Source organism: Sphingomonas corticis (genome assembly GCF_012035195.1).
GTDB lineage: Bacteria > Pseudomonadota > Alphaproteobacteria > Sphingomonadales > Sphingomonadaceae > Sphingomonas > Sphingomonas corticis.
The window spans coordinates 1-22,855 of the sequence record NZ_JAAVJH010000026.1; the positions used below are offsets into that span (position 1 = coordinate 1).

Here is a 22,855-nt window from a genome sequence, read left to right on the forward strand (position 1 = left end):
CGCCAGGGTCGCCGGCGACTGGCCCGCCACCCGCTGGGACGAGCTGATGCCGTGGAACTGGGTGCCCCAGACAGATCAGCCAACAGCCCAAGCCGCATAAACTGCGGTCCTCACGCCACGCTTACACCGAACGTGTCGTTCACCGCCTTGAAGCGATCTATGTCGAAGAGGGCGAGGAACTGCTGCCCAGGTTTGCCTGCCTGCGCGAGCCGCTCCCTAGCGATCTCTAGGCCACGGCGATTTGGAAGACCGGTTAGCGCGTCTGTCGCAGCGGCGCGGGCGAGGTCGAGCTCGACCGCCTTGCGGCGCGAGACCTCCCGCACCACGTTCACGGTTCCGCTCGCCTGGCCATGCTCGTCCGAAATGGCGCAGGCATGGCTTTCGAACCATGCCATCTCTCCCGACGCCTTCATCGCCCGGAACTCGAAAATGATGGTCTGGTCCGGCGAAAGCATAGCGCGCCGGTGCGCGTCGACGATCTGCTCCACGTCCTCAGGAGAGACGATCTCACGCGCAAGTTTGCCGACTACTGCTTCGGGCGCAAAGCCGGCGATCTTCATCAGCGATGGAGATACGAAGCTGATCCGGCCGTCTGCAGTGACCGCCATGATGATGTCGCCACTGCGGTCGGTAATGATTTTGTGAAGGGCGGCTTGCTCCTGCACCTCCGAAAAAAGGATCTTCCGCCGCTTCAGCTCCGTCGCCGCGGGAAGCGCCATCAGCGTCGCGACGGCAAGGTAGAGTTCGATAAGCTGGATTCTGCCGCCCGCACTCAGCTCCGGCATCGCAACAGGTCCCAGCCCGCGAGCAGTGCATACCGAGCCGATGATCGTCAGCAATAGTAGCGCCAAGGCGGCGCCTAATCGGCCGAACCGGAAGACCATCAGCATCAACGGAAGCAGCGGCACGAACAGGAGCGGCAGCTGCGTCTGAGCGAAGACGAGCACCGCAACCGTGACGTGCAGCGTGGTTAGGGCCGCGAGCTCATAAAGCTCTCTCCGGCGCACTGCCTTGCTCCACGCCGTGACGTCCCCGCCGATTACCAGCTTGACGATCGGCATGACCGTCAGTGTGCCCAGCGAATGGGCGACGAACCAGTTGAACGCGTTGCGCCAAACAGGAAGGTCTGCGGCCCCATGCGCAAGAAGACCTGCCGGTAGCGCGGTCGCGGCCGGGACCGCGAGCCCAGCGACCAGGAGCAAAAGGCCGAGTTCGCGCAGGGACGTGAGGTGACGAGGCGTCGGCTCGACCCGCCGCATGAGCCAGGCGATCGCAGCCCCTTCCGCAACGCCGAGCAGGGCGAATGGAAGGGCCACCTGCAAGCCAAGTCCGTGGATGGTGGTCGCGAGGGCGCTTGCGATTGCACAGCCCACCAGCCTCAGCGTCCAGGAGCGCTCCGGACGATAACGGAGATCGACCGCCAGCAACGGCGTGGCGAACCATAGAAGGGCAACGCCGCCTCCCACGCGCGTGTAGGTGACAGCTACATAGGCTGCGATGAAATAGGCGATGGCGAGAAGTGACGCTTGCGCAAGCTCCTTCCTCAGTATTTGCAAGAGGGTCACGTTCGGCATGCGAGAGTGTTAGGATAAAGTGCTTAACGAATGTTAATCGCGCCTCGGGCGAAGACGTCGTCGCGCCAGTTTGTGCCTCATTGTCGACGCGAGGAAGTGTCTCTAACCAACAACCACGAGCGGCGTCTCGGTGCGCTCGAGCAGGTCGCCGGTGACCCCACCGAGCAGGATCTCGCGGATGCGGGAATGAGCGAACCCGCCGATCGCGATCAGATCGGCACCGATTTCTTGCGCATAGAGAGTCAGCGTCTCCGCCTCGCTCTTGTCGTCGTTGACGACCCAGTGCCCCTGAGCGTCGAAACCGTGCCGGAGCAGGTGTCGTTTGACTTCGGCGTGCGCCTCCTGCTCGCCCTCGCAAGCGTGCAGGGACGTGCCGACCGTCACGACATCGATCAGCGCGCCCGGGTCAGCCAACTGCACCAGCGTGTGCATGGCACGGGTTGCCTCAGGTCCGGCCTTCCACCCGAGCACTGCGCGACGGACAGGTTTGAGCGTCTGCTCTTCAGGCAGGATCAGCAGCGGGGTTCCGCTGGCCCGGATGAGCGTCTCTGCGACGCGTCTGCGCAGCCACGGGTTCGCCCAGGTCTCGCGCGCGCCGATCGCGATCAGGTCGGCCACCTGCCGCCTTCGTTTGAGATTGCCGGCAAGCCAGCCGATGTCGTCATGCAGGCCGAAGATCTCGGCCGATGACCCGGCGGCGGCGAGATGAGCGCGCACCCGTTCGACATTGGCCTGATCGTCGCCCATCAACACCCACTCAGGAACGTATAGCGTTCCGAACGGCGCGGTCCCTGGCGAGGCTGTCGGAGCGGGCGTGAGCGCGGCGACCTCCAGCGTCGCTTCACGAGCCGCCGCGAGCTCGGCAACCGTCTTCAGGAAGGTTTGTGCGTGATCGCCGTCATCGACGATGGCCAAGATGTCCTTGATCATCGGCTTTCTCCCCAGGTCAGGCGGCGGTCGCCAGGTCGGTCTCTTGCAGCGGTGCCGCCTGGGCATTGATGTCCAGCACCACGCGTCCTTCGATCGACCCTGTCCGCATGCGATCGAAAACGTCGTTGATGCGCTCCAACGGCGCTGTTTCGACCGTCGCGCGGACCTTGCCGAGTGCAGCGAAGTCGAGCGCTTCCTGCAGGTCGAGGCGGGTTCCCACGATGGAGCCGCGCACGGTGATGCCGTTCAGCACCGTGTCGAAGATCGACAGCGGGAAGTCGCCCGGTGGCAGGCCGGTCAGCGACATGGTCCCGCCCCGACGCACCATCCCAAGCCCCTGTGCGAAGGCGGTGGTAGAGACCGCGGTTACGAGCACGCCATGCGCGCCGCCGATCGCCCGCTTGACGAAGGCGACCGGGTCGCTGGTAGCCGCGTTCACGGTCAGCGCGGCCCCGAGCCGTTCGGCCAGCCGCAGCTTGGCATCGTCCACATCGACCGCGATCACGTGCAGGCCCATCGCGACCGCATATTGGACCGCCATATGGCCCAGGCCGCCGATGCCGGACACGACCATCCAGTCCCCCGGCTTGGTGTCGGTGACCTTCAGTCCCTTGTAGACCGTGACGCCGGCGCATAGCACCGGCGCAATCTCGGCGAAGCTCACCCGATCGGGGAGGTGCCCGACATAGCCGGCATCGGCGACCACGTAGTCGGCGAAGCTGCCGTTGACCGAGTAGCCGGTGTTCTGCTGGCTCTCGCACAGCGTTTCCCAGCCGCCCAGGCAATGCGGGCAGTGGCCGCATGCGGAGTACAGCCAGGGCACGCCGACGCGATCGCCCTCCTTGACGTGGATGACGCCGGACCCGGTGCCGACGACGGTTCCGACACCCTCGTGACCCGGGATGAACGGCGGCGCCGGCTTGACCGGCCAATCGCCATCGGCAGCGTGGAGATCGGTGTGACAGACTCCGCAGGCCGCGACCTGCACCAGAATCTGCCCGGGGCCGGGGCGGGGGACGGCCACTTCCTCAATCACCAGCGGCTCGCCGAATCCGCGCACGACCGCGGCCCTCATCGTCTTGTCCATCGTCGATCTCCGTTGTGCGCGAAGTATCTCGCCCAAACAGAGATGGCGCGGCATTGGGGATGTTACGGAGGCGGCGAACCGGCTGACCCGCCCCTTGGTCGCCGATCTCAGGCGCGGGTCCGTCGTACGATCACCAAGGCGACGAGGCACAGGCCGGCAAGCCCGAACCAGGTCAGCGCATAGACGAGGTGATTGTTCTGGAAGCGGATGACGGTAAGCCCGGCGCGCGGCCAAGCGTGCTTCGGCCGGGCATCGGCGTCGGCATCGATAAAGTATGGCGCCACGCGAACGAGCTGGCGCGCAGCCGCGATCGCCTGGACATCGCGGGAGAACCAGCGATCTGCCACGGGATCATTGCGGCGGAGAAAGGCACCACCAGGCTCCGACGTCCTGAGCAGACCCGTGACGGTCGCGTGCGCCGGGAGGTTGCGAGCCCGGGTGGCCTGCACCGCACGCTCCGGGGGGACATAGCCCCGGTTGACGAGCACGACGAAGCCGGTGTCGGTGCCTAGCGGCGTGAGCACCCAGAAGCCCGTGCCCAGGTCCGTCACCGCCCGCACCAGCGTCTCGCGGTCGTGGAGGAAGCGACCGCGCGCGACGACGTGCAGATAGGCGTGGCGCTCACGTTCGATCGATGGCCAAACGGCCGGAGGCGGCGCAGACACGGGCGATGCCTGCACGCGCGCGTCCACCGCTTCGATCAGCGCCAGCTTCCAGCTTCGGCGCTCGACCTGCCAGATGCCGAGCGCGCTGAAGAGGACGATACCGAACACGGCCAGGACCGTGAGGGCGGTGCGCTTGCGCCTACCCGGACGCGACCGCCCCATCACCAATCTCGCTTCAGCGAACCGGGCCGGTCATGCCGCCGGGCATCGGCATCATGTTGGTGTTAAGGTGGAACATGACCCACACCGACCCACCGATCGTCAGCACCACGATGACCGCGGTGAACAGGAACGCCAGCAGCGTCCAACCGCCCTCGGAGCGGGTGTCCAGGTGCAGGAAGCAGACGACATGGACGACGATCTGCACCAGCGCGAGCGCGAAGATCACCGCGGCGGTCCAGCCCGGCGCGGGCCCCTGCTGCGACATGACAAGCCAGAAGGGCACGACCGTGAGGATGATCGCCAGCAGCGAGCCGATCCGGTGGCCGCGGCGGCTGCCGTGACCCATCGTGTCGCCGTGCGCGTGGAGCGCGTGATCGTAGGGTTCGGTGCTCAACGGATCACTCCATACAGGTACACGAAGGTGAAAACGCCGATCCAGATGATGTCCAGGAAGTGCCAGAACATCGACAGGCAGATCAGCCGCCGCTTCATCGGCAGCGACAGGCCGTGCTGCCCGAGCTGGATCAGCATGACTGTGAGCCAGATCAGGCCTACCGCGACGTGGGCGCCGTGCGTGCCCACCAGCGTGAAGAAGGCCGATAGGAAGGCGCTGCGCTGCGGGCTCGCGCCTTCGGCGATCAGCTGCCCGAACTCGTAAAGCTCGATGCCGAGGAAGGCGAGGCCGAGCAGCCCCGTGATCGCCAGCCACGCCCGGGTCTGCCCGACCCGGCCGGCCTCCATGTGCGGCATGGCTTCGCCGAAGGTGATGGAGGAGGCAAGCAGCAGCGCGGTGTTGAGCGCGACGAGCTTAAGGTCGAAGATCTCGCGCGGGATCGGACCGCCGGCATAGCTGGTGCTCACCACGCCGAACATCGCGAACAGCGAGGCGAAGATGAGCGCATCGCTCATCAGGTAGATCCAGAAGCCCAGGATCGTGGCGCCGCCTCCGCCGTGATCATGGTCCTCCTGCTCGGCAAGGTGCCAGGTCGGGCTGGCCGCGCGAGGGTCGAGTGCGTGGTCCGTCATGTCAGGCTCCGGCGCCGAGCAGCAGCTGCTGCCGCTGGCTTTCTGTGCGGGACACCTCGTCCGCGGGGATGAAGTAATCGCGATTGAGATTGAAGGTGTGGCCGATGGCGACCGCCAGCAGGCCGGCGAAGCTGAGCGCGGCGAGCCACCACATGTACCAGACCATGCCGAAGCCGAGCGCCAGAGCGAGGCCGGAGAGGATGACGCCCGTGCCAGTGTTGCGCGGCATGTGGACCGGCCGGAAGCCGTCACGGGGCCGCTCGTACCCGCGTGCCTTCATGTCGTGCCAGGCGTCGAGCGCGTGGACCACCGGCGTGATCGCGAAGTTGTAGGCCGGCGGAGGCGAGCTGGTCGACCATTCCAACGTCCGGCCGTTCCACGGATCGCCGGTCGTGTCGCGGAGCTGCTCGCGCTTCAGGAACCCGACGAGGATGCTCATGACGAAGCCGAGGATGCCGACCAGGATGATGAGCGCGCCGATCGCCGCGATCACGAAGTAGGGCTGGATACTGGGGTCGTCGAAGTGGTTGACCCGGCGCGGCTCGCCCATCAGGCCGACAATGTAGATCGGCGTCCAGGCGACCCAGTAACCGATCACCCAGCCCCAGAAGGCGACCTTGCCCCAGAACTCGTCGAGCTTGAAGCCGAACGCCTTGGGGAACCAGTACACCATCGCCGCGAACAGGCCGAATACCACGCCGCCGATGATCGTGTTGTGGAAGTGCGCGACCAGGAACAGCGAGTTGTGGAAGACGAAGTCGGCGGGCGGGATCGCCAGCAGCACGCCGGTCATGCCGCCGACGACGAAGGTCAGCATGAAGGCGACCACCCACATCATCGGCAGCTCGAAGCGGACGTCTCCCTTGTACATGGTGAACAGCCAGTTGAAGACCTTGGCGCCCGTCGGGATCGAGATCACCATGGTGGCGATCCCGAAGAAGCTGTTGACGCTGGGGCCCGCGCCCATGGTGAAGAAGTGGTGCAGCCAGACCAGGTACGACAGGATGGTGATGACCACCGTGGCATAGACCATTGACGAGTAGCCGAAGAGCGGCTTGCCCGAGAAGGTGGAGGTGATCTCGGAATACATGCCGAACGCCGGCAGGATCAGAACGTATACCTCCGGGTGGCCCCAGATCCAAACCATGTTCCAATACATCATCGGCGCGCCGCCAAGGTCGTTGGTGAAGAACGCGGTGCCGATGTAGCGATCGAGCATCAGCAGGAAGAAGGCGGCGGTGAGCGCCGGGAAGATCGCGATCGCCAGCACGTTGGAGCAGAGCGCGGTCCAGACGAACACCGGCATTTTCATCATGGTCATGCCCGGCGCGCGCATCTTCACGACGGTGGCGACCATGTTGATGGCGCTGAGCGTCGTTCCGACGCCCGCGATCTGGAGCGCCCAGAGATAGTAGTCGACGCCGGTATCGGGACTGTACTGCAGCCCGGCGAGCGGCGCATAGGACAGCCAGCCGGTGCGCGCGAACTCGCCAACGAACAGCGAGATCATCACCAGCACCGCGCCCGCGACCGTGAGCCAGAAGCTAAGATTGTTGAGGAACGGGAAGGCCACGTCGCGCGCGCCGATCTGGAGCGGCATGACGTAGTTGATGATGCCCACCACTAGCGGGATCGCCACGAAGAAGATCATGATCGTTCCGTGCGCGGTGAAGATCTGATCATAATGGTGCGGCGGGAGGTATCCCTCGTTCGCGCCGAACGCGATCGCCTGCTGCGCGCGCATCATCAGCGCGTCGGCGAAGCCACGCAGCAGCATGACGATGCCTAGGATGATGTACATGATGCCGACCTTCTTGTGGTCGACGCTCGTGAACCATTCGGACCAGAGATAGCCCCACAGGCGATAGCGCGTGACCACACCGACGATGCCGAGCCCCAGCAGCGACACGACGATGAAGGTGCCGAACAGAATGGGCTCGTGAATCGGGAACGATTCAAACGTCAGCCGGCCGAAAATAGTCTTGAGGATGGAGTCGCTCATCGTGGTTCCGATCGCGCGGGGGTCAGGCCCGCACGGCGCCAGCGGCGCCGCGGAGGAAGGAGGGAAGGGCGGAAAGGTCGCGGTTGCGCTGGTCGCCCGGCTTCAGCTGGCCTGGAGCCTTCCCGGGCTTCGCCGGCTTGGTGACATTCGGGCCTGAGCCCTTGTCTTCGGGCGCCTTCTGGAGCGCGGGCGTGGGCTTTTCACCCATGATCGGCGCGGCGCCGCGGCCGGGCGGCATGCCGGCGCCCATGCGGTGATCGTGCGGGTTGCCGCCGGCACGCGCCATGTCGCGCGTCATCACGTCCATCATGCACGGCTTGCCTGCCTCGACGCAGCGGTTGACGATGCGATCGAACAGCTGCGGCTGCACGGCGGCGAAGCGCATCACCGGCACCTTCTCGCTCGGCTTCGCCAAGGCGACGAAACGCTCCGTGGGAAGCGAGCCGCCTTGCGCCTTCACTCCGGCCACCCAACGTGCGAAGTCTGCCGGCGACTGCCCGTGCATCTTGAAGCGCATGTTGGAGTAACCTGCGCCGGAATAGTTGGCGGAGTAGCCCTCGCTCGTTCCCGGCTTGTTCAGGACCGCATTCAGCTCGGAGCGCATGCCCGGCATGGCGTAAATCATGCCTGCCAGCGTCGGCACGTAGAAAGTGTTGAACTGATCGTTGGAGGTGATGGAGAAGCGCACCGGCACGTCCACCGGCAGAGCCAGCTCGTTCACCGTGGCGATGCCCTGCTCGGGATAGATGAACAACCACTTCCAATCGAGCGCGACAGCCTGGATCTCGAGCGGCTTGGTGCCGGCGGGCACCGGGCGGCCCGGCGAGATCCGCTCCAGCGGCCGGAAGGGATCGAGCAGGTGCGTGCTGGTCCAGGTCACGGCGCTCAGCGCAATGATGATCAGCAGCGGGCACGACCAGATCACCAGCTCCAGCGTGGTGGAGTGGGTGAAGCTCGGATCGTAGGTCTTGTTCGCGTTGCCGCGGCGGTACTTGCGCGCGAACACCACGGTCAGCACCATGACCGGCACGATGATGAGCAGCATGACGCCTGTAGAGAACAGGATCAGGTCGCGCTGCTGGACCGCGATGTCGCCGGTGGGGTTCATGACCACCATGTCGCAGCCGCCGAGCAGTGCCGGCAGCGCCAGCATCGCCAGACGCTGTGGCAGGCGCAGAGCGCGTCGCATGAGGTTGGATCCTGTCTTGAGCATGCCCGTCCGCTAACCGGCACGCCGCCCTCTCGACTTTGACAAAAGTCAAAGGTTCGCCGGTCGCCCGAGATTACGAGAAGACGTCAGATTGAAGGACTTGGAAGCATGGTAGCCAGCACCCTGGGCCCGGCGAACTCGACGGCACTTGAGCGAGACGCCAGCCTCATCAATGCCGAACGGCACGACGTTCGCCCGGGCGACATCGCCGTCGGCGTCATCATCGGCCGCTCGACCGAGTTCTTCGACTTCTTCGTCTACGCGATCGCGTCGGTGCTGGTGTTCCCAAGCCTGATCTTCCCCGACGTGAGCCCGGTGACGGGAACGCTCTACTCCTTCGCGATCTTCGCGCTGGCCTTTGTCGCGCGCCCGTTCGGCGCGATGGCGTTCCTGTGGCTGGATCGGAGGCACGGGCGAGGGGTCAAGCTGACGGTGGCCATGTTCCTGCTGGGCGGCTCGACCGCGGCCATGGCGTTCCTGCCTGGCCATGCGCAGGTCGGCTGGATCGCTGCGGCCCTGCTCGCGCTCTTCCGGATCGGGCAGGGGATCGCGCAGGGCGGCACATGGGACGGGCTGCCGGCGCTCCTGTCGCTGAACGCACCGGCCAACCGCCGCGGCTGGTTCGCCATGATCCCGCAGCTCGGCGCACCGATCGGCCTGTTCGTGGCCGCGGCCGTGTTCGCGTTCCTGCTCAACACGTTGAAGATGAGCGACTTCCTCGACTGGGGCTGGCGCTATCCCTTCTTCGTCGCCTTTGTTATCAACGTGGTCGCGCTGTTCGCCCGGCTTCGGCTCATCTCGACGCCCGAGTTCCAGGAGCTGTTCGAAAGCCGAGAGCTGCAGCCCTCGCCCGTTACCCAGATGTTCCGGGAGGAGGGGCGCACCGTGGTGCTCGGCGCCTTCGCCGCGCTCGCCAGCTTTGCGCTATTTCACCTCGTCACCGTCTTCCCGCTCTCCTGGGTGGTGCTGAATGGGGGCAGCGCTATCCGCTTCCTGACCATCGAAATGGTGGGTGCAGCCGTCGGACTCCTTGCGGTCACGGCTTCAGGGGCCATCGCCGACCGGATCGGCCGGCGGGTGCTGCTGGGCGTGTCGGCGGCGATGATCGGCGCGTACAGCGGGTTCGCACCGCAGCTCCTTGATCGCGGGCCGGCGGGCGAGTGGACCTACATGATCCTCGGTTTCGTCCTGCTCGGGCTGTCGTTCGGGCAATCGTCCGGCGCGACCAACGGCAGCTTCTCGCCCCGGCATCGCTACACGGGTGCAGGTACCACCGCGACGGCGGCCTGGTTCGTCGGTGCCGCCTTTGCACCGTTGGCGGCGCTGTTCCTCGCCAGCCGCTTCGGGCTGATCGCCGTGGGGGCGTACCTGCTGTCGGGCGCCGCCTGCACGCTGGGCGCGCTCGCGCTGAACCGTGACTGGGGCCGCAAGGCCGCCTGAGCCGGCCACCGCTACTGGAGTGAAGCCATGATGTTCCGTCACCTCGTTGTGCTCGCCAACCCGACGCCTGAAGGGTTCGACCACGCCATCGTCGATGCCTATCGGGAGGCGGTTGCAGCCAACCACCATAGCGTCGAGGTCCGCGATCTCTATGCATTGGGGTTCGACCCGGTGCTGCGCACCAGCGAGCGTCCGACTGAACCCGGCTGGTCGCCTGCAGCGGACGTCGCAGCCGAACTAGCCCATCTGGAGCGCTGCGACATTGTCGTCTTCGTCTACCCGATCTGGTTCGGCCTGCCGCCGGCCATGCTGAAGGGCTATGTCGAGCGTGTACTGGGGGCGGGCTACACCTTCCGCGATCTGCAGGCTGCTTCCGGGCAGTCGGTGGTCGCAGGAAAGCCACTTCTGTCGTTCAGCACGTCAGGCGCCTCGCTCCCCTGGCTCAACGAGCAGGGGCAGGTACTGTCGTTGAAAGAGGTGTTTGACGTCTATCTCTGGCGTGGACTGGGTATGGGACAGGCCGAGCACATTCGAATCGACTCCGTCGTGCCTGACATGGATGCCTCTTACGCCGGGGAGCAGTTGGAGCGGGTGCGCCAGGCCGCGGACAAGGCGTGCGCGATGCTCGCTGACGGTCGGTACCGCGCGCAGGCTCAGGCGGCGCTGCAGCGGCGTTCGCAAGAGGATAGCAGCCGGACGCAGTGACCAGAAAGCTGGAGGCTTTGCCGTGGAACAGCCTTTCTCGCAGGTGCTGCCCTTCGTGCGCAGGTCCAAGGTCATCGACGAGGTCGATGTTGGAGCTCTTTTGTCGGATCATGCCGACATCAGAGAAATGTGCGACCGGGTGGAAGCGCTCGCCGATCGCCTCCTGGAGGCACCGGACCATGACGAGCGTAGTGCGATCGCCGACCTGATCCAAAGCCGCTTCAGAAAGCATGTCGAGATCACCAGCAGGTTTCTCGACCGCGTGTTCGCGGGCGAACAGCTCCGCGTCGGGGCGGGTATGTTGCGACGCATCCTTCTTGAGCAGGTCGCGATCGGCATGCACGCGGAGGATGTCGGCGAGATGCTCCGAGAGAAGGGTGTCGACGACTCGCGAACGGACATGCTCAGCTACATGCTTCGCTGCCTGTTCGATGGTTGCCGGCGCTTGCTGGACTATGAAGAGCTGGCGTTCCTGTATCTGGGCGCTCGCCGATACACGCCGGGCGCAAGAATGACGCTGGAACAGGCGCTCGACGGAGCGTCCCACTAGGTTGCTGCCGCGAGCGCCGGCCGATGGAGGGCTCGCGGCCAATCACCATTTGTGGGCCAGGCCCCAATCAGGGATGCCGGCGTTCGCTGACGGTCACGAACATCATGGTCAGCATAAAAAGGCCCATGGCGCCTGCCGCGAGATACAGAAACCAGTCGTTCGGAAGATGGATCATCGTCGCCTCCTTTTGCTCGAGGCCTACGGGGTGCCGCGCTACTCGGCTGCTGCCGTTGACCAACCGCAAGGGCGTTGATCCGGCATTATACGTAGCGGCTCTGACATTTGACGATCGTCAAGGCGCAGGCAAATGTCGCCGGTCATCGCACGCTCATGACCGCTTACCATGCTGACCTCGCCGCGCTGAGTGTGCCACGCTACACCAGCTATCCAACCGCAGTTTCGTTCAGCGGGAAGGTGGGAGCTTCCGAACAACGGCAAGCGCTGGGAGCGCTGGCCGATGACGCAAAGCTCTCGCTCTACCTGCACGTTCCCTTTTGCGAGACGATCTGCTGGTACTGCGGGTGCAACACCGGTGCCGTCGGCCGCGCGAGCCGGGTCACCCGGTACGTCGAGGCGCTGCTAAGTGAGATTGAAACGGTAGCGCAGCTCGTCCGCGGCTGCGTCACCCATGTCCACTTCGGCGGCGGCAGCCCCAATGCCCTGCCGGCAGCCGAGTTCAGTAGGATCTGCGCGGCGCTTCAGCGATCGTTCCGGGTCGACCCTGCCGCCGAATGGGCTGCGGAACTCGATCCGCGTAGTCTCGACGCCGATTATGCCCGCACGCTGGCCGGCTGCGGTATCACGCGGGCCAGCCTCGGCGCCCAAACCTTTTCCCTGCGGATCCAGCAGCAGATCAACCGAGTACAGCCGTTCCGGGAGGTGGCGCTCCGCGCGGCCGAGCTGCGCGCGGCCGGTGTTGCCGCCATCAATCTCGACCTCATGTACGGACTGCCCGGCCAGACGCTGGATGACATCGCATGCACGCTTGCGCGGACGCGGTTGCTTGCACCCTCCCGTGTGGCGATGTTCGGCTACGCGCACATGCCCCGGATGCTGCCGCGCCAGCGCATGATCGACGACACGCTGCTGCCGAACGCGCATGCTCGCTTCACGCAGTCGCTGCTGGCTCATGAGATGCTCGAGGAGCAGGGTTTTGCCACAATCGGCTTCGACCACTACGCCAGGCCCGACGACCCGCTCGCCGAAGCCGCGGCGGCCGGTCGCCTCCGGCGCAACTTTCAGGGTTTCACGGATGACGACGCCGATGCCCTGATCGGCCTCGGTGCTTCCGCAATCAGTCAGGTGGGCAATGTCATCGTACAGAACGGGAAGCACCTCGGTCGGTATGTCGAAATGGTGAACTCCGGTGGGCTGGCCGGGGTCAAAGGCGTCACGCTACAGCCGACTGATCGTGCGCGCGGCTGGGTGATCGAGCGGCTGCTCTGCGACGGGCAGGTGGACCTGGACATCGCGCACCGGACGTTCGGCATTCGTGGACTGCTCGACCGAAGGGCTCATGATCGGCTGGAAGATCTTGTGCTGCGCGGCCTGGTGACGATCTCGGGCGCGACGCTCGCGCTGACCCCGGAGGGGAAGCCCTACGCCCGCCTGGTCGCTAGCGCGTTCGACGAGCACTCGGCGCTCAACGTCCAGCGGTTCAGCCGCGCAGTCTGATCTTCGGGCGCAAAAAAGCGGCCACGTCGGGGAACCGGCGTGGCCGCTGAGTTCGGCCGGAGAAAGGGCGTTAGAAGCGCATGCCGACGCCGACGCCGATTACCAGCGGATCGATGCTGACACGCACACGGTTCGTCCCCGCGGCGGTGGTCAGCCGGGCCGTGGTGTCAATGTCGATGTACTTGACGTCGACGTTCAGGAAGGTGCGAGGCCCGATGTCGACATCGACGCCCGCCTGCAGTGCGTAACCGGCGCTGTCGCTCATGCGCACCTTCGTCGACCCGAGCGCGCCTTCCAGTGCGTCGCTGGCATTCTCGGCATAGAAGACCGTGTAATTGACGCCGGCGCCCACATAGGGCCGGATCTTGCCGGTGGGCGCGAGATGGTATTGCAGGGTCAGCGTCGGCGGCAGCACCCACGTACTCGCAACCGTATCGATGGCGGCGATTGAGCCTCGCCCCGTCGCCTTGTGCTTCGTCGTGGCGACGATCAGCTCCGCGCCGATGTGGTCGGTCGCCATGTAGGTGAAATCAACCTCGGGCATCACGCTGTCGGTCACGCCCACCCGGCTGCCCGGAAGGCCGGAAACCTCACCGGAACTCTCCGTCGGCGACACCACGATGCCGCGGACGCGCACCAGCCAGTCGCCGGCGGCGGTCTGCGCCGCGGCCATGCCGGGAGTGAGCAATGCCGCGGTGAACAGGGCGGCGGTCAGGTAGGCGCGCATGGGAGACTCCTCGAAGTGAGCTCCGCGGCTAGTCCCTGATCTCCCGGTCTCGATTTGACCTGCGACAACCCGGGACCTTCGTACAATCCCTTATGCCCGAGGGCGCGGCAGCTCCTTATCGGCGGTGGGGAAGGGAAGTATGATGCAATTGGCCGCCGCTCAGTCGACACTCTCATCGCGTTGCATGGGCTGCGCTGCCCGCAGCCGTTCGCTCTGCAGCAACTTCTCGCCGGAGGCGGCACGCGAGTTCGACCGGCTCGCCCGCCCGATCACGCTCGCGCGCGGCGAGACGCTGGTCTGGGAGGATGACGACACGCTGCTCGTCGGCTTCGTCGTGTCCGGAGTCCTTAAGCTGACCGCGTCGCTCGCCGATGGACGCGAGCAGATTCTGGGACTTGCCGGCATGGGGGACGTGGTCGGCAGGCCGTTCGGTACACGGAGCAGCTATTCCGTCACAGCGCTCGGACAGACCCGGCTTTGCGTTTTGGGGCGACCGGCCTTCGAGCAGTTCGCCGCAACCCACCCGGAGGTCGAGCATGCACTGCTGCTGCGCGCCCTGGACGAGCTCGACAGGGCGCGTCGATGGATGCTGTTGCTCGGCCGCAAGTCGGCCGGTGAGCGGGTTGCCAGCCTGCTAGTCGAGTTTGCGGAACGATCGCCAGAGGACAACGTCGCGTTTCCCCTCACCCGACAGCAGATGGGCGACCTTCTGGGGCTCTCGCTCGAGACAGTCAGCCGCGAGCTGAGCAAGCTCAAGGCCAGAGGCCTGATCACCTTGTCGGTGAAGCATTTCCGCGTCGAGGACGAGGCGTGCCTTCGCCAGCGCGCGGCCTGACATCCGGAACATTGCGGATATTGGCGCCGCGGTCGCCCTCCTAGCATCGATCCAGGCTAGAGGAGGGAACCCATGAAGAACATCCTGCTGCTGATCCACGGCGATGAAGGACAGGAGGCCCGGTACCAGTCGGCTCTCGACGTTGCGCGCGCGGTGGGCGGGCATCTCACCTGTCTCGACCTGACGATCATCCCCGAGGTGATGGGCGACTATGTGGCGATGGGCGTCGGCGGCCTTCTGCTCGCCGAGGAGCAGGAGAGCGAGACCCTTCACGGTGTCCGGATGCGGGCGCGGCTCGAGCGCGAGGACGTCCCGTTCGACTGGACAGAGACGACCGGCTTTCTGTCGCAGACGATCGAAGCTCGGGCGCGAATGACGGACCTGATCGTGCTCAGCACGGACGAGGACGGCAAGCTTCTCCCGCGCATGCGGGACGTGATCGGCGATCTGCTGGTGCACACCGGCAAACCCGTGCTCGCCGTACCTCCGGCTTCTCGCAAGCTCGATGTGCGGGGTCGCGCGATCGTCGCTTGGGACGGCTCGCCGGACGCGGAGGCGGCGCTGACTGCGGCCATGCCGCTCCTGTCGCTCGCCCGCTGCGTCACGCTCTACTATGCCGACGACAAGTCGATGGACACGCCGATCGAGGATGCGGCCCGCTACCTCTCGCGGCATGGGATCGAACCCGTGATCAAGAGGGAGCCGATCGGCATCGACCGGGTGGACGTCGCGCTCCGGTGCGAAGCCGAAATGGGTCACTATGACCTGGTCGTCATGGGCGCTTATGGCCACGCTCGCACGATGGAGACGATCTTCGGTGGCGCGACGCAGGGCATGCTGAAGCGGTGCCGGGTACCCCTGCTGCTCGTCCACCACCGCTAAAGGATCAGGGAAGGACGAGAACGTCGCGGGCGGCAGTATCTCGCTGTCGCCCGTGACAACCGTCACCGATGCAGCTCCTCGTTGAACTTGCCGCGGCCACCATGCTGGTCGCCATCACGTGCGCGGTTCACCTGATGGGTATCGCCGCGCTGATGCTGCTGCTGCGCCTGCATCGGCGCCGGCGGCCGGCCGATGCGAGGCTGATATGGGAAGGCCTGGCTATCGTGGGCGCGGCGACCGGCCTCTTTGTCCTGCATGGCATAGAGATTTGGCTCTATGCCGGCTTCTATCTGTTCGTCGGAGCGTTGCCCTCTCTTGAAGCGGCCCTCTACTTCTCGACCGCGTCCTACACGACGGTCGGCTATGGCGATGTGGTCCTTGCGCCGGGATGGCGGGTGCTCGGCGCCATCGAAAGTGCGAACGGCATCATCCTGCTGGGCTGGTCAACCGCCTTCTTCGTCGCCATCGTGGGCCGCATCCGCTGGCTGGAATCCGAGATCGAGAACACGCAGTGATCAACGCCGAGACCACCCCCGCCGCGACCGCGGAGGACCTGGCGCTGTTCGTTGCGAGCGTGACCGACCGCGCCCTGTTGCTGGCGGCGCCCGACGGAACGCTGACCTATTGGGGCGAGGGAGCGGAGCGGCTGCTCGGCACGCCGAGGAGCGAAGCGGTCGGGCGCAGTATCGACGCCTTCTGGCCAGCGGCGAGCGGTCGATGGCCACAAGCCGGCGCAAGCATCACTGTTCGGCTGGAAGACTGGTGCAAGCGTGCGGACGGTTCGGAGTTCCTCGCCGATATCACGGTCGCGCCCGTGTTCGACGGCCAGAAGCTCCGCGGCTACGGACTGATGATCGCCGACGTCACGGGGCGGCGCGCGGCCGAGCACATGCTGGCCGAGAGCGAGGCGCATATGCGCTCGGTGCTCGCGACTGTGCCGGACGCCATGGTCGTGATCGACGAGCGGGGGCTGATCCAGTCGTTCAGCGCCGCGGCCGAGCGCCTGTTCGGCTACGGGGAAACAGAGGTCCTCGGCCGCAACGTCAGCCTGCTGATGCCCGGCGACCACCGGGCGCGGCACGATCGCTACATCGGTCATTATCTCGAGACCGGCGAGCGACGGATCATCGGCATCGGCCGCATCGTCGTCGGGCAGCGCAAGGACGGCACCGAGTTCCCGATGGAGCTGTCGGTCGGGGAGGCTCACGGCGCCAACGGCAGGATCTTCACCGGCTTCATCCGCGACCTGTCGGACCAGCAACGCGCCGAGTTGCGGTTGAAGGAGTTGCAGGGCGAGCTGATCCATGTTTCACGGTTGAGCGCGATGGGGACCATGGCCTCGACACTCGCGCACGAGCTGAACCAGCCGCTGACCGCGATCGCCAATTACCTGGAGGCGGCGCGTGACCTGCTGGACGCGGAGGATGCGCCCAGAGAGCTTCTGGCCGAGGCGGTCGGCGAGTCCGCCAACGAGGCGCTCCGCGCCGGCCGCATCGTGCGGCGGCTGCGCGAGTTCGTAGCCCGCGGCGAGACCGAGCGTCGCATCGAGCCTGTACCGTCCCTCATTGAGGATGCGATCCGGCTCGGGCTTACCGGCGCGCGCGAGCGCGGCGTGCGCAGTTTCGTGTCGCTCGACCCGGCGGCCAGTCATGTGCTCGCAGACCGCGTCCAGATCCAGCAGGTGCTCGTCAATCTGCTCCGCAATGCGGTGGAGGCGCTGGGCAACGGCGAGGTCAGCGACATCACGACGTCCACGATCCGCGACGGCGCTCATGTGCGTATCGGGATCACGGACACAGGCCCGGGGTTGGATCCAGCAATCGCACCACGGCTCTTTCAGGCCTTCACGTCGAGCAAGCAGGACGGCATGGGCCTGGGCCTGTCCATCTGCCGGACCATCGTGGAGGCGCATGGCGGACGCATCTGGGCGGAGCCCGGCACGGACAAGGGCGCGGCCTTCTACTTTACGCTACCGGCTGCGTCGGAAGGGGACGAGGTATGAGCGAGCGCCGGCTCGTCCATGTTGTCGATGATGAGGATGCCGTCCGCCGCTCGGTCGGCTTTCTGCTCCGCACCTCGGGCTTCGACGTGCAGAGCCATGCCTCGGGCGTAGCCTTCCTCAAGGAGGTCAAAGCGGCGGAGCCTGGGTGCGTGCTGCTCGACGTCCGCATGCCCGAGATCGACGGGCTTGAGGTCCAGCAGCAGATGGCGCAGCGCGGCGTCGGCTGGCCGGTGGTGATCCTGACCGGACATGGCGACGTGCCTATCGCCGTTCAGGCGATGAAGGCGGGCGCTGTCGACTTTCTGGAAAAGCCGTTCGACAAGGCGTCGCTGCTGCGCGCACTCGCCGCCGGTTTCGCGATCTTCGACCGGCATGATGCGGCCGCTGCCTCGGCGCAGGAGGCTGCCACGCGCATCGCCGCGCTGACGCCCCGCGAGCAGGACGTTCTGCGCGGGCTTGCCGATGGTCTGCCGAATAAAACTATCGCCTTCGATCTCGGCATTTCGCCCAGGACGGTCGAGGTGCACCGGGCCAATCTCATGACCAAGCTCGGTGTTCACAGCTTGTCCGAGGCGCTTCGGCTTGCCTTCGCGGCCGGCCTCGGAGGGGAAGCTCGTACATCTACGTAGAGCGTTGTCGCCATAACGAGGGCAGGGTGGCTCGATGGAACAGAACCCCCGAGCGCTCGCCGTCATCGTTGAGGACGACCAGGCCGTCCGCCGATCGTTACAGCTGCTGCTGCACTGGCGCGGGTATGACGTGCGCGCCTACGGCACGGCGCAGGCGAGCGTTGCGGGCGACGACCTCGCCTCCGTAGGCCTGCTGGTGGCGGACTACCAGCTGCCTGATGGGGATGGGATCGGCGTTCTCCGGGCGCTGCAGCGACGTGGCTGGTGCGGACGAGCCGTTCTGGTCACCGGACACCCCAGCGCCGGGCTGAAGGATGCGGCGCTCGCGAGCGGTTTCAATGCTGTTCTCGAAAAGCCGCTCCGCCGACACGAACTGCTCGGCGCGCTCTCACGCTGAGCGATCGCCCACGCGGCACGGGGTGATTTCGCGGTAGACTGAGGGAAGATACGGATAGGCCACGACCCGGCTTCGGTCGATGGTCCATTCCATGTTGTCTATTGCCTTCCTTCTTATGCTCGCGTCCGTGCCGGAAGCGCCTGCGCTGACCGCCGGCACCGTGGCGCAAGCTGCGGCGCGGCTTCGACCGGGCCAGTATCTCTGGGCCCCGCAGGTTGCACCCAGCGGTCCCATGATCATGGTCGTGAACCTCAGGACGCAGCGAGCGACGGTGTACCGCAACGGCATACCGATCGGCATCACCACGGTGTCGTCCGGTCGGCCCGGGCACGAGACACCGCCGGGCGTCTATACAATCCTGCAGAAGGAAGCGGACCACCGCTCCAACTTGTACAACAACGCGCCCATGCCGTTCATGCAACGCCTGACCTGGGACGGCATCGCGCTGCACGGCGGCGCTCTTCCTGGCTATCCGGCCTCCCACGGCTGCATCCGCCTGCCGGAGGCGTTCGCGCGCTTGCTCTTCGCCGAAAGCCGACTGGGCATGATGGTGGTCGTCACGCGGCTTGATACGATGCCGGTGATGGCGGCTACGGAAGCGGCGCCGCTCCTGCCTGATCGGATCGAGCCTACCCTCTGGAAGGCGGAGAAGAGAGGTGCCGCTGCCCTTTCGGTCGTAGTGAGCACGACTGATCGTGAGGTGCGGGTCATTCGCGACGGAAAGGAGATTGGGGCGGCGCCCGTGACGTTGACGGGCAACGTCACGGGCCCGGTCGCTTACCAGCGGCAGGTCGACGGCCGTTGGCTGCGCCTCGACCTGCCAGGCTCGGGGAGGGCCGTCGTACCCGATCTCGGGCCGGACGTGATCGGGGTCGATCCCGACTTTAGCGCCCGCGTGCTGGATGCAGCGGGTCCGGGGACCACTGTGGTGGTTACTCCAGATCGCCTTCGGCCAGAGCTATCCCTTACGTCAACCTTGATGACGGGGAACGAGTAGACCCCGCAATCAGGCAAACGTGACCGATCGTGGCCGCTCTTGGACCTGAGTGCTCCTGCCAGCGTTGATCGTTGCGGAAAGGAGAATTGAGATGAAAGAGGTCCATGATGAGGCCTCGGCAGCAACCGCGAACAACGGCGTCGTCGACGTGAGCGGTCCGGACGCAGTCAATGTGAGCCTCAAGCCTGCCGCAGCGCTCAAGACAGCGGAGCGGATCAGCAGCGCGGCAGTTGAGGCGCTCCTGGAGCAGACGAGCCAGGCATCGAAGGAACGCCACTAACAAATCAGACTTTCAGGTGGCGAGGCGCTCTAGTGGCGCATGGAGGGACCAGACGAGGCCGGACGGTAGCTCCTGTATCCCGCATTGCCCACCGAGACGACGCGGCGTTGCCACGCTTAGCAAGCGGTCGCTCCAAGCTGAAAGTGGTGCCCTCATCTGCGGTCCGTCGCGATCGGCCCATTGCAGCCATAAGTAAGACGCCTCGACATCGTTGGCGCTCCAGCTGATCTCGACGTAGCCATTCCTGCTGCTCAAGGCCCCGGTCCTGAATGAGTGAACGTGCAGCTCGTGAAGCGCCAGGCCAAGCGTCACCGCGGCGCCAGGACCGACCAGCACTGATGGACCAGTTACCTTGCAGCGCTTGTCACCGACAACGTTCATGAGGCGAGACACAAGGACCTGCAGATCCGTAGAATGCGATTGCGGCTGCAGGAGAAGATCGCCGATGCTGCTCAGCATCGCAGTCCGCGCGGCGAGATCCCGAGCCTTGTCGATCAAGGGTCGATCCTCGTCGAGAACTTGATTTGTTATCGCGGAGACGATCGCAAGGAGGTTGCGCAACTGGTGACGTGCGGTACTCGCGGAGACGTAATCAACGGATTGGGATAGGGCGACAGATGGCAAGCCCAAAGCCGGCGCCACTTGCGCAAGATCACCGCTGATCCGTACCTCGGAGCCGTCAACCAGCGACACAGTGGTCGTGGCCTCGACCCCCCGAACCTGCACGATAGCTTCAGGGTTGATCACGAGACGGGACCCGTCCGAAGCGACCAACTCACGAGAATGAGCATCAACCCTAAAAAGAGCTGAGCCGCTGGCACCGGCGCTCACGTCCTGTGTTAGCACTTGATCGCCGACACGATCGGCTTCGGCATGGTCCAGCGCTTCCGCCAGCTTGCAGGCAAACAGGCTTGATCCGTTTCCGTTATCGTCCAAAACATTCAGCGCTTGACGCGCCAGTGCAATTGACGTGAGTTCCGTCTCTCGATTGTTCATGCGGCTTAGCCCAGGACCACGCCAGCAGTGCGCTGTTCGCTCAAATTGGTGCTACCGCACAAGCATGTAGCGTGCAATCTGATGGGAACGGCGTCGCGATCTGTTCACTCATTGGCGCGCTCAGAGAAAACCTCATTTTACATAAGATATATTATCGGACTAATTATGCTGTAGGCGCTAAGTAGAAATGACACTGCTCCGCTAGATAGAAAAGGCACACAGTGCCAGCGGGTCGCCGGTGTCATGGCCATCCTCGGCAGCGAGGATGTGCGAACGATGACGGTGCTGACGATGAGTACTGCCGAGGTGAGCCGGTTCGACACGCTGATGCGGCTCGACCGCGGTGAGATCCGGGTTGCAGACGCGATGGCGCTACTGAGCCTTGAGCGTCGACAGATCTACCGGTTGCTGGAGCGAGTTCGGCAGGACGGCGCAGCCGGGCTGATCTCGCGCAAGCGTGGCCGTCCGAGCAACCGGCGTTACGGCGATGCCTTTCGTGACCAGGTCGTCAGCCTCGTGCGCGAGCAGTATAACGGGTTCGGGCCCACGCTGGCGCGCGAGTATCTGGCCGAGCGGCACGGCATCCGGGTGTCGTGCGAGACGCTGCGGCAGATGATGATGGCAGCGGGGCTGTGGAAGGACCGCGCAGCGCGTCGCCCTCGCCCGCACCAGCCGCGTTACCGGCGGGACTGCCGCGGCGAGCTGATCCAGGTCGACGGGTCCAAACACTGGTGGTTCGAGGACCGGGGCCCGCAATGCACGCTGCTGGTCTATATCGACGATGCGACCAGCGAATTGATGCACCTGGAGATGGTAGAGAGCGAGAGCACCTTCGCCTACATGCGGGCCACGCGGACGTATATCGAGCGCCACGGAAAGCCGGTCGCCTTGTACTCCGACAAGCACAGCGCGTTTCGCAACAACACCGCTTCGGCGAACGGTGACGGCATGACCCATCTCGGGCGGGCGCTGCATGCGCTCAACATCGAGATCATCTGCGCCAACTCGCCGCAGGCCAAGGGGCGTGTCGAGCGGGCGAACGGCACGTTGCAGGACCGGCTGGTCAAGGCGATGCGACTGGAGGGCATCTCCACCATCGAGGAGGCCAATGCCTTTCTCCCCGCCTACATGGCCCGGCACAACCGGCAGTTCGCCAGGACGCCGTTCGACCCGCGCGATCTCCACCGCCCGCTGGCGCCGCACGAGAACATCGAGGCAGAGATGGTCTGGCGCGAGCAGCGCACGGTGACCGCGGCGCTGACGCTGCACTACAACAAGGCGCTGTTCATCCTGGAGCCGAACCGGGTCAGCCAGGCACTGGCGCGCAAGCGGGTAGATGTCTGCGAGTTCCCTGACGGGCGGATCGAGATCCGACACGACGGGCAGGCCTTGCCCTATCGCGTGTTCGACAAGATGCAGCGGGTGAACCAGGCAGCGGTGGTCGACAACAAGCATCTCGACGCGGCGCTGGCGATGGCGCGGCTCCTGCAGGAAACGGCACCACACCACCGCAAGCGGAACAACAACGAGCCGGCGCGGACCGCCCAGACTGGCGGTATGTTCGCCGCCTCGGCTGCTCCGACTGCATCGAAGGTGGATCGCCGCACGCTCTGCACGCCCAAGCTGAAGCGTGGACCGCGCCTTCCCAACACGGAACTCGTCGCGCGTGGACTGGCCGAATACGCGGGCCGAGATCGGAACACGCCGCCTCAGGAACCTGCCTCACTGCCTGCTGTTCTAGCGTGACCGGGCCCGCTGCTGGCGCAGCGGGTCCGTAGCCCTCTCAGAACTCACCGCATCAGCGGGGTCAGCGCTGCGCTTGTGGATGGCTCCACGCTGCCCCCGCTGCTACCAACGGTGTGTCAGTTCTATCTGGCGACGAATGTGTCTTCTCTAAGTGGGGGCACCTCAAGGTTTGTCATATGGACAGCGGCAGTCGGAACAAATGGTCAACAAAGGCCTGAGCGTTGCCGCAAAGTATATTAAGTTTCGTGGGTTTGTGAGGTTGGACGAGTTGGAAGTTACCGGATCACCTCTCGTGATGTTTCACCCGCGGAGCTCGTAGTAGACGATCTGCCATCCATT

23 protein-coding genes are annotated in these 22,855 nt (G+C 65.3%); 13 read left to right on the forward strand and 10 right to left on the reverse strand.

All coding sequences use genetic code 11. The annotated features are described in order from the left end of the window. Window positions 1-110: 110 nt before the first annotated feature. The 8 genes from HBH26_RS18945 to cyoA form a co-directional block, all read right to left on the reverse strand. A complete protein-coding gene (locus tag HBH26_RS18945; protein WP_168136189.1) occupies window positions 111-1,574 on the reverse strand; it encodes an MASE1 domain-containing protein in 1,464 nt (487 codons plus the stop codon). A gap of 102 nt (window positions 1,575-1,676) precedes the next feature. Next, window positions 1,677-2,504, reverse strand: coding sequence for a universal stress protein (locus HBH26_RS18950; protein WP_037447240.1), 828 nt, complete (start codon window positions 2,502-2,504; stop codon window positions 1,677-1,679). Window positions 2,505-2,520: 16 nt separating this feature from the next. Beyond that, window positions 2,521-3,591: an alcohol dehydrogenase AdhP gene (gene adhP, locus HBH26_RS18955; protein WP_037447237.1), complete on the reverse strand. Its 1,071-nt coding sequence runs from the start codon at window positions 3,589-3,591 to the stop codon at window positions 2,521-2,523. 107 nt (window positions 3,592-3,698) lie between these two features. Further along, entirely contained in the window at window positions 3,699-4,364 is a 666-nt protein-coding gene (locus HBH26_RS18960; RefSeq protein WP_322788196.1) for an SURF1 family protein, read from the reverse strand. Window positions 4,365-4,431: 67 nt separating this feature from the next. Continuing rightward, window positions 4,432-4,812 carry a cytochrome o ubiquinol oxidase subunit IV gene (gene cyoD / locus HBH26_RS18965; protein WP_037447234.1) on the reverse strand — a complete coding sequence of 127 codons (381 nt, stop codon included), beginning with the start codon at window positions 4,810-4,812 and terminating at the stop codon, window positions 4,432-4,434. Next, the gene (gene cyoC, locus HBH26_RS18970) at window positions 4,809-5,444 is read right to left on the reverse strand and encodes a cytochrome o ubiquinol oxidase subunit III (protein ID WP_037447231.1); all 636 of its coding nucleotides are present in this window, start codon (window positions 5,442-5,444) and stop codon (window positions 4,809-4,811) included. The genes cyoD and cyoC overlap by 4 nt, the downstream gene beginning before the upstream one ends. A gap of 1 nt (window position 5,445) precedes the next feature. After that, window positions 5,446-7,446, reverse strand: a complete 2,001-nt coding sequence (gene cyoB / locus HBH26_RS18975; protein ID WP_037447228.1) for a cytochrome o ubiquinol oxidase subunit I — start codon at window positions 7,444-7,446, stop codon at window positions 5,446-5,448. A gap of 22 nt (window positions 7,447-7,468) precedes the next feature. Then, complete coding sequence (cyoA, locus tag HBH26_RS18980) at window positions 7,469-8,599, reverse strand: ubiquinol oxidase subunit II (protein WP_239024934.1); 1,131 nt, start codon at window positions 8,597-8,599, stop codon at window positions 7,469-7,471. 165 nt (window positions 8,600-8,764) lie between these two features. Here cyoA and HBH26_RS18985 point away from each other — a divergent pair, with 165 nt between their 5' ends. The 4 genes from HBH26_RS18985 to hemN all read left to right on the forward strand — a co-directional run bounded on the left by HBH26_RS18985 (window position 8,765) and on the right by hemN (window position 13,025). Then, complete coding sequence (locus HBH26_RS18985) at window positions 8,765-10,096, forward strand: MFS transporter (protein ID WP_037447225.1); 1,332 nt, start codon at window positions 8,765-8,767, stop codon at window positions 10,094-10,096. A gap of 27 nt (window positions 10,097-10,123) precedes the next feature. Continuing rightward, window positions 10,124-10,801 carry an NAD(P)H-dependent oxidoreductase gene (locus tag HBH26_RS18990; RefSeq protein WP_051749601.1) on the forward strand — a complete coding sequence of 226 codons (678 nt, stop codon included), beginning with the start codon at window positions 10,124-10,126 and terminating at the stop codon, window positions 10,799-10,801. A gap of 22 nt (window positions 10,802-10,823) precedes the next feature. Beyond that, window positions 10,824-11,351 carry a hypothetical protein gene (locus HBH26_RS18995; protein WP_037447224.1) on the forward strand — a complete coding sequence of 176 codons (528 nt, stop codon included), beginning with the start codon at window positions 10,824-10,826 and terminating at the stop codon, window positions 11,349-11,351. Window positions 11,352-11,633: 282 nt separating this feature from the next. Continuing rightward, window positions 11,634-13,025 (forward strand): oxygen-independent coproporphyrinogen III oxidase, encoded by a 1,392-nt coding sequence (hemN, locus tag HBH26_RS19000; RefSeq protein ID WP_307724545.1) that lies wholly within the window; start codon window positions 11,634-11,636, stop codon window positions 13,023-13,025. 70 nt (window positions 13,026-13,095) lie between these two features. Here hemN and HBH26_RS19005 read toward each other — a convergent pair whose 3' ends face one another. Beyond that, window positions 13,096-13,752, reverse strand: a complete 657-nt coding sequence (locus HBH26_RS19005) for an OmpW/AlkL family protein (RefSeq protein WP_037447221.1) — start codon at window positions 13,750-13,752, stop codon at window positions 13,096-13,098. A 139-nt stretch (window positions 13,753-13,891) separates the two neighbouring features. Here HBH26_RS19005 and HBH26_RS19010 point away from each other — a divergent pair, with 139 nt between their 5' ends. The 8 genes from HBH26_RS19010 to HBH26_RS19045 all read left to right on the forward strand — a co-directional run bounded on the left by HBH26_RS19010 (window position 13,892) and on the right by HBH26_RS19045 (window position 19,774). Further along, entirely contained in the window at window positions 13,892-14,587 is a 696-nt protein-coding gene (locus HBH26_RS19010) for a Crp/Fnr family transcriptional regulator (RefSeq protein ID WP_239024935.1), read from the forward strand. Between the two features lie 72 nt (window positions 14,588-14,659). Further along, window positions 14,660-15,469, forward strand: coding sequence for a universal stress protein (locus HBH26_RS19015; RefSeq protein ID WP_037447218.1), 810 nt, complete (start codon window positions 14,660-14,662; stop codon window positions 15,467-15,469). A gap of 68 nt (window positions 15,470-15,537) precedes the next feature. Next, the gene (locus HBH26_RS19020) at window positions 15,538-15,984 is read left to right on the forward strand and encodes an ion channel (protein WP_037447215.1); all 447 of its coding nucleotides are present in this window, start codon (window positions 15,538-15,540) and stop codon (window positions 15,982-15,984) included. Next, window positions 15,981-17,471, forward strand: coding sequence for a PAS domain-containing sensor histidine kinase (locus tag HBH26_RS19025; RefSeq protein ID WP_234703088.1), 1,491 nt, complete (start codon window positions 15,981-15,983; stop codon window positions 17,469-17,471). Before HBH26_RS19020 ends, HBH26_RS19025 begins: the two co-directional genes overlap by 4 nt. Next, window positions 17,468-18,100, forward strand: a complete 633-nt coding sequence (locus HBH26_RS19030; RefSeq protein WP_037447212.1) for a response regulator transcription factor — start codon at window positions 17,468-17,470, stop codon at window positions 18,098-18,100. Before HBH26_RS19025 ends, HBH26_RS19030 begins: the two co-directional genes overlap by 4 nt. Window positions 18,101-18,134: 34 nt before the next feature. Next, window positions 18,135-18,497 (forward strand): response regulator, encoded by a 363-nt coding sequence (locus tag HBH26_RS19035; protein WP_037447209.1) that lies wholly within the window; start codon window positions 18,135-18,137, stop codon window positions 18,495-18,497. A 79-nt stretch (window positions 18,498-18,576) separates the two neighbouring features. After that, window positions 18,577-19,494, forward strand: a complete 918-nt coding sequence (locus HBH26_RS19040; protein ID WP_051749600.1) for a L,D-transpeptidase family protein — start codon at window positions 18,577-18,579, stop codon at window positions 19,492-19,494. Window positions 19,495-19,585: 91 nt separating this feature from the next. After that, a complete protein-coding gene (locus tag HBH26_RS19045) occupies window positions 19,586-19,774 on the forward strand; it encodes a hypothetical protein (RefSeq protein ID WP_037447206.1) in 189 nt (62 codons plus the stop codon). 12 nt (window positions 19,775-19,786) lie between these two features. Here the strand turns inward: HBH26_RS19045 and HBH26_RS19050 are convergent, their stop codons facing one another. Beyond that, window positions 19,787-20,770, reverse strand: coding sequence for an HWE histidine kinase domain-containing protein (locus HBH26_RS19050; protein ID WP_037447203.1), 984 nt, complete (start codon window positions 20,768-20,770; stop codon window positions 19,787-19,789). A 276-nt stretch (window positions 20,771-21,046) separates the two neighbouring features. On the opposite strand from HBH26_RS19050, the gene HBH26_RS19055 reads away from it, so the two are divergent. Beyond that, window positions 21,047-22,516, forward strand: a complete 1,470-nt coding sequence (locus tag HBH26_RS19055; RefSeq protein WP_231729986.1) for an ISNCY family transposase — start codon at window positions 21,047-21,049, stop codon at window positions 22,514-22,516. The last annotated feature ends 339 nt before the right edge of the window (window positions 22,517-22,855 follow it).

Excerpts from the sequence above, each read along its gene's own strand:
- HBH26_RS18945 (WP_168136189.1), bottom strand. The coding sequence starts at position 1,574 with ATGCCGAACGTGACCCTCTTGCAAATACTGAGGAAGGAGCTTGCGCAA.
- HBH26_RS18950 (WP_037447240.1), bottom strand. The coding sequence starts at position 2,504 with ATGATCAAGGACATCTTGGCCATCGTCGATGACGGCGATCACGCACAA.
- adhP (WP_037447237.1), bottom strand. The coding sequence starts at position 3,591 with ATGGACAAGACGATGAGGGCCGCGGTCGTGCGCGGATTCGGCGAGCCG.
- cyoC (WP_037447231.1), bottom strand. The coding sequence starts at position 5,444 with ATGACGGACCACGCACTCGACCCTCGCGCGGCCAGCCCGACCTGGCAC.
- cyoB (WP_037447228.1), bottom strand. The coding sequence starts at position 7,446 with ATGAGCGACTCCATCCTCAAGACTATTTTCGGCCGGCTGACGTTTGAA.
- cyoA (WP_239024934.1), bottom strand. The coding sequence starts at position 8,599 with ATGCTGGCGCTGCCGGCACTGCTCGGCGGCTGCGACATGGTGGTCATG.
- HBH26_RS18985 (WP_037447225.1), top strand. The coding sequence starts at position 8,765 with ATGGTAGCCAGCACCCTGGGCCCGGCGAACTCGACGGCACTTGAGCGA.
- HBH26_RS18990 (WP_051749601.1), top strand. The coding sequence starts at position 10,124 with ATGATGTTCCGTCACCTCGTTGTGCTCGCCAACCCGACGCCTGAAGGG.
- HBH26_RS19005 (WP_037447221.1), bottom strand. The coding sequence starts at position 13,752 with ATGCGCGCCTACCTGACCGCCGCCCTGTTCACCGCGGCATTGCTCACT.
- HBH26_RS19010 (WP_239024935.1), top strand. The coding sequence starts at position 13,892 with ATGATGCAATTGGCCGCCGCTCAGTCGACACTCTCATCGCGTTGCATG.
- HBH26_RS19015 (WP_037447218.1), top strand. The coding sequence starts at position 14,660 with ATGAAGAACATCCTGCTGCTGATCCACGGCGATGAAGGACAGGAGGCC.
- HBH26_RS19020 (WP_037447215.1), top strand. The coding sequence starts at position 15,538 with ATGCAGCTCCTCGTTGAACTTGCCGCGGCCACCATGCTGGTCGCCATC.
- HBH26_RS19030 (WP_037447212.1), top strand. The coding sequence starts at position 17,468 with ATGAGCGAGCGCCGGCTCGTCCATGTTGTCGATGATGAGGATGCCGTC.
- HBH26_RS19035 (WP_037447209.1), top strand. The coding sequence starts at position 18,135 with ATGGAACAGAACCCCCGAGCGCTCGCCGTCATCGTTGAGGACGACCAG.
- HBH26_RS19040 (WP_051749600.1), top strand. The coding sequence starts at position 18,577 with ATGGTCCATTCCATGTTGTCTATTGCCTTCCTTCTTATGCTCGCGTCC.
- HBH26_RS19045 (WP_037447206.1), top strand. The coding sequence starts at position 19,586 with ATGAAAGAGGTCCATGATGAGGCCTCGGCAGCAACCGCGAACAACGGC.
- HBH26_RS19050 (WP_037447203.1), bottom strand. The coding sequence starts at position 20,770 with ATGAACAATCGAGAGACGGAACTCACGTCAATTGCACTGGCGCGTCAA.
- HBH26_RS19055 (WP_231729986.1), top strand. The coding sequence starts at position 21,047 with ATGACGGTGCTGACGATGAGTACTGCCGAGGTGAGCCGGTTCGACACG.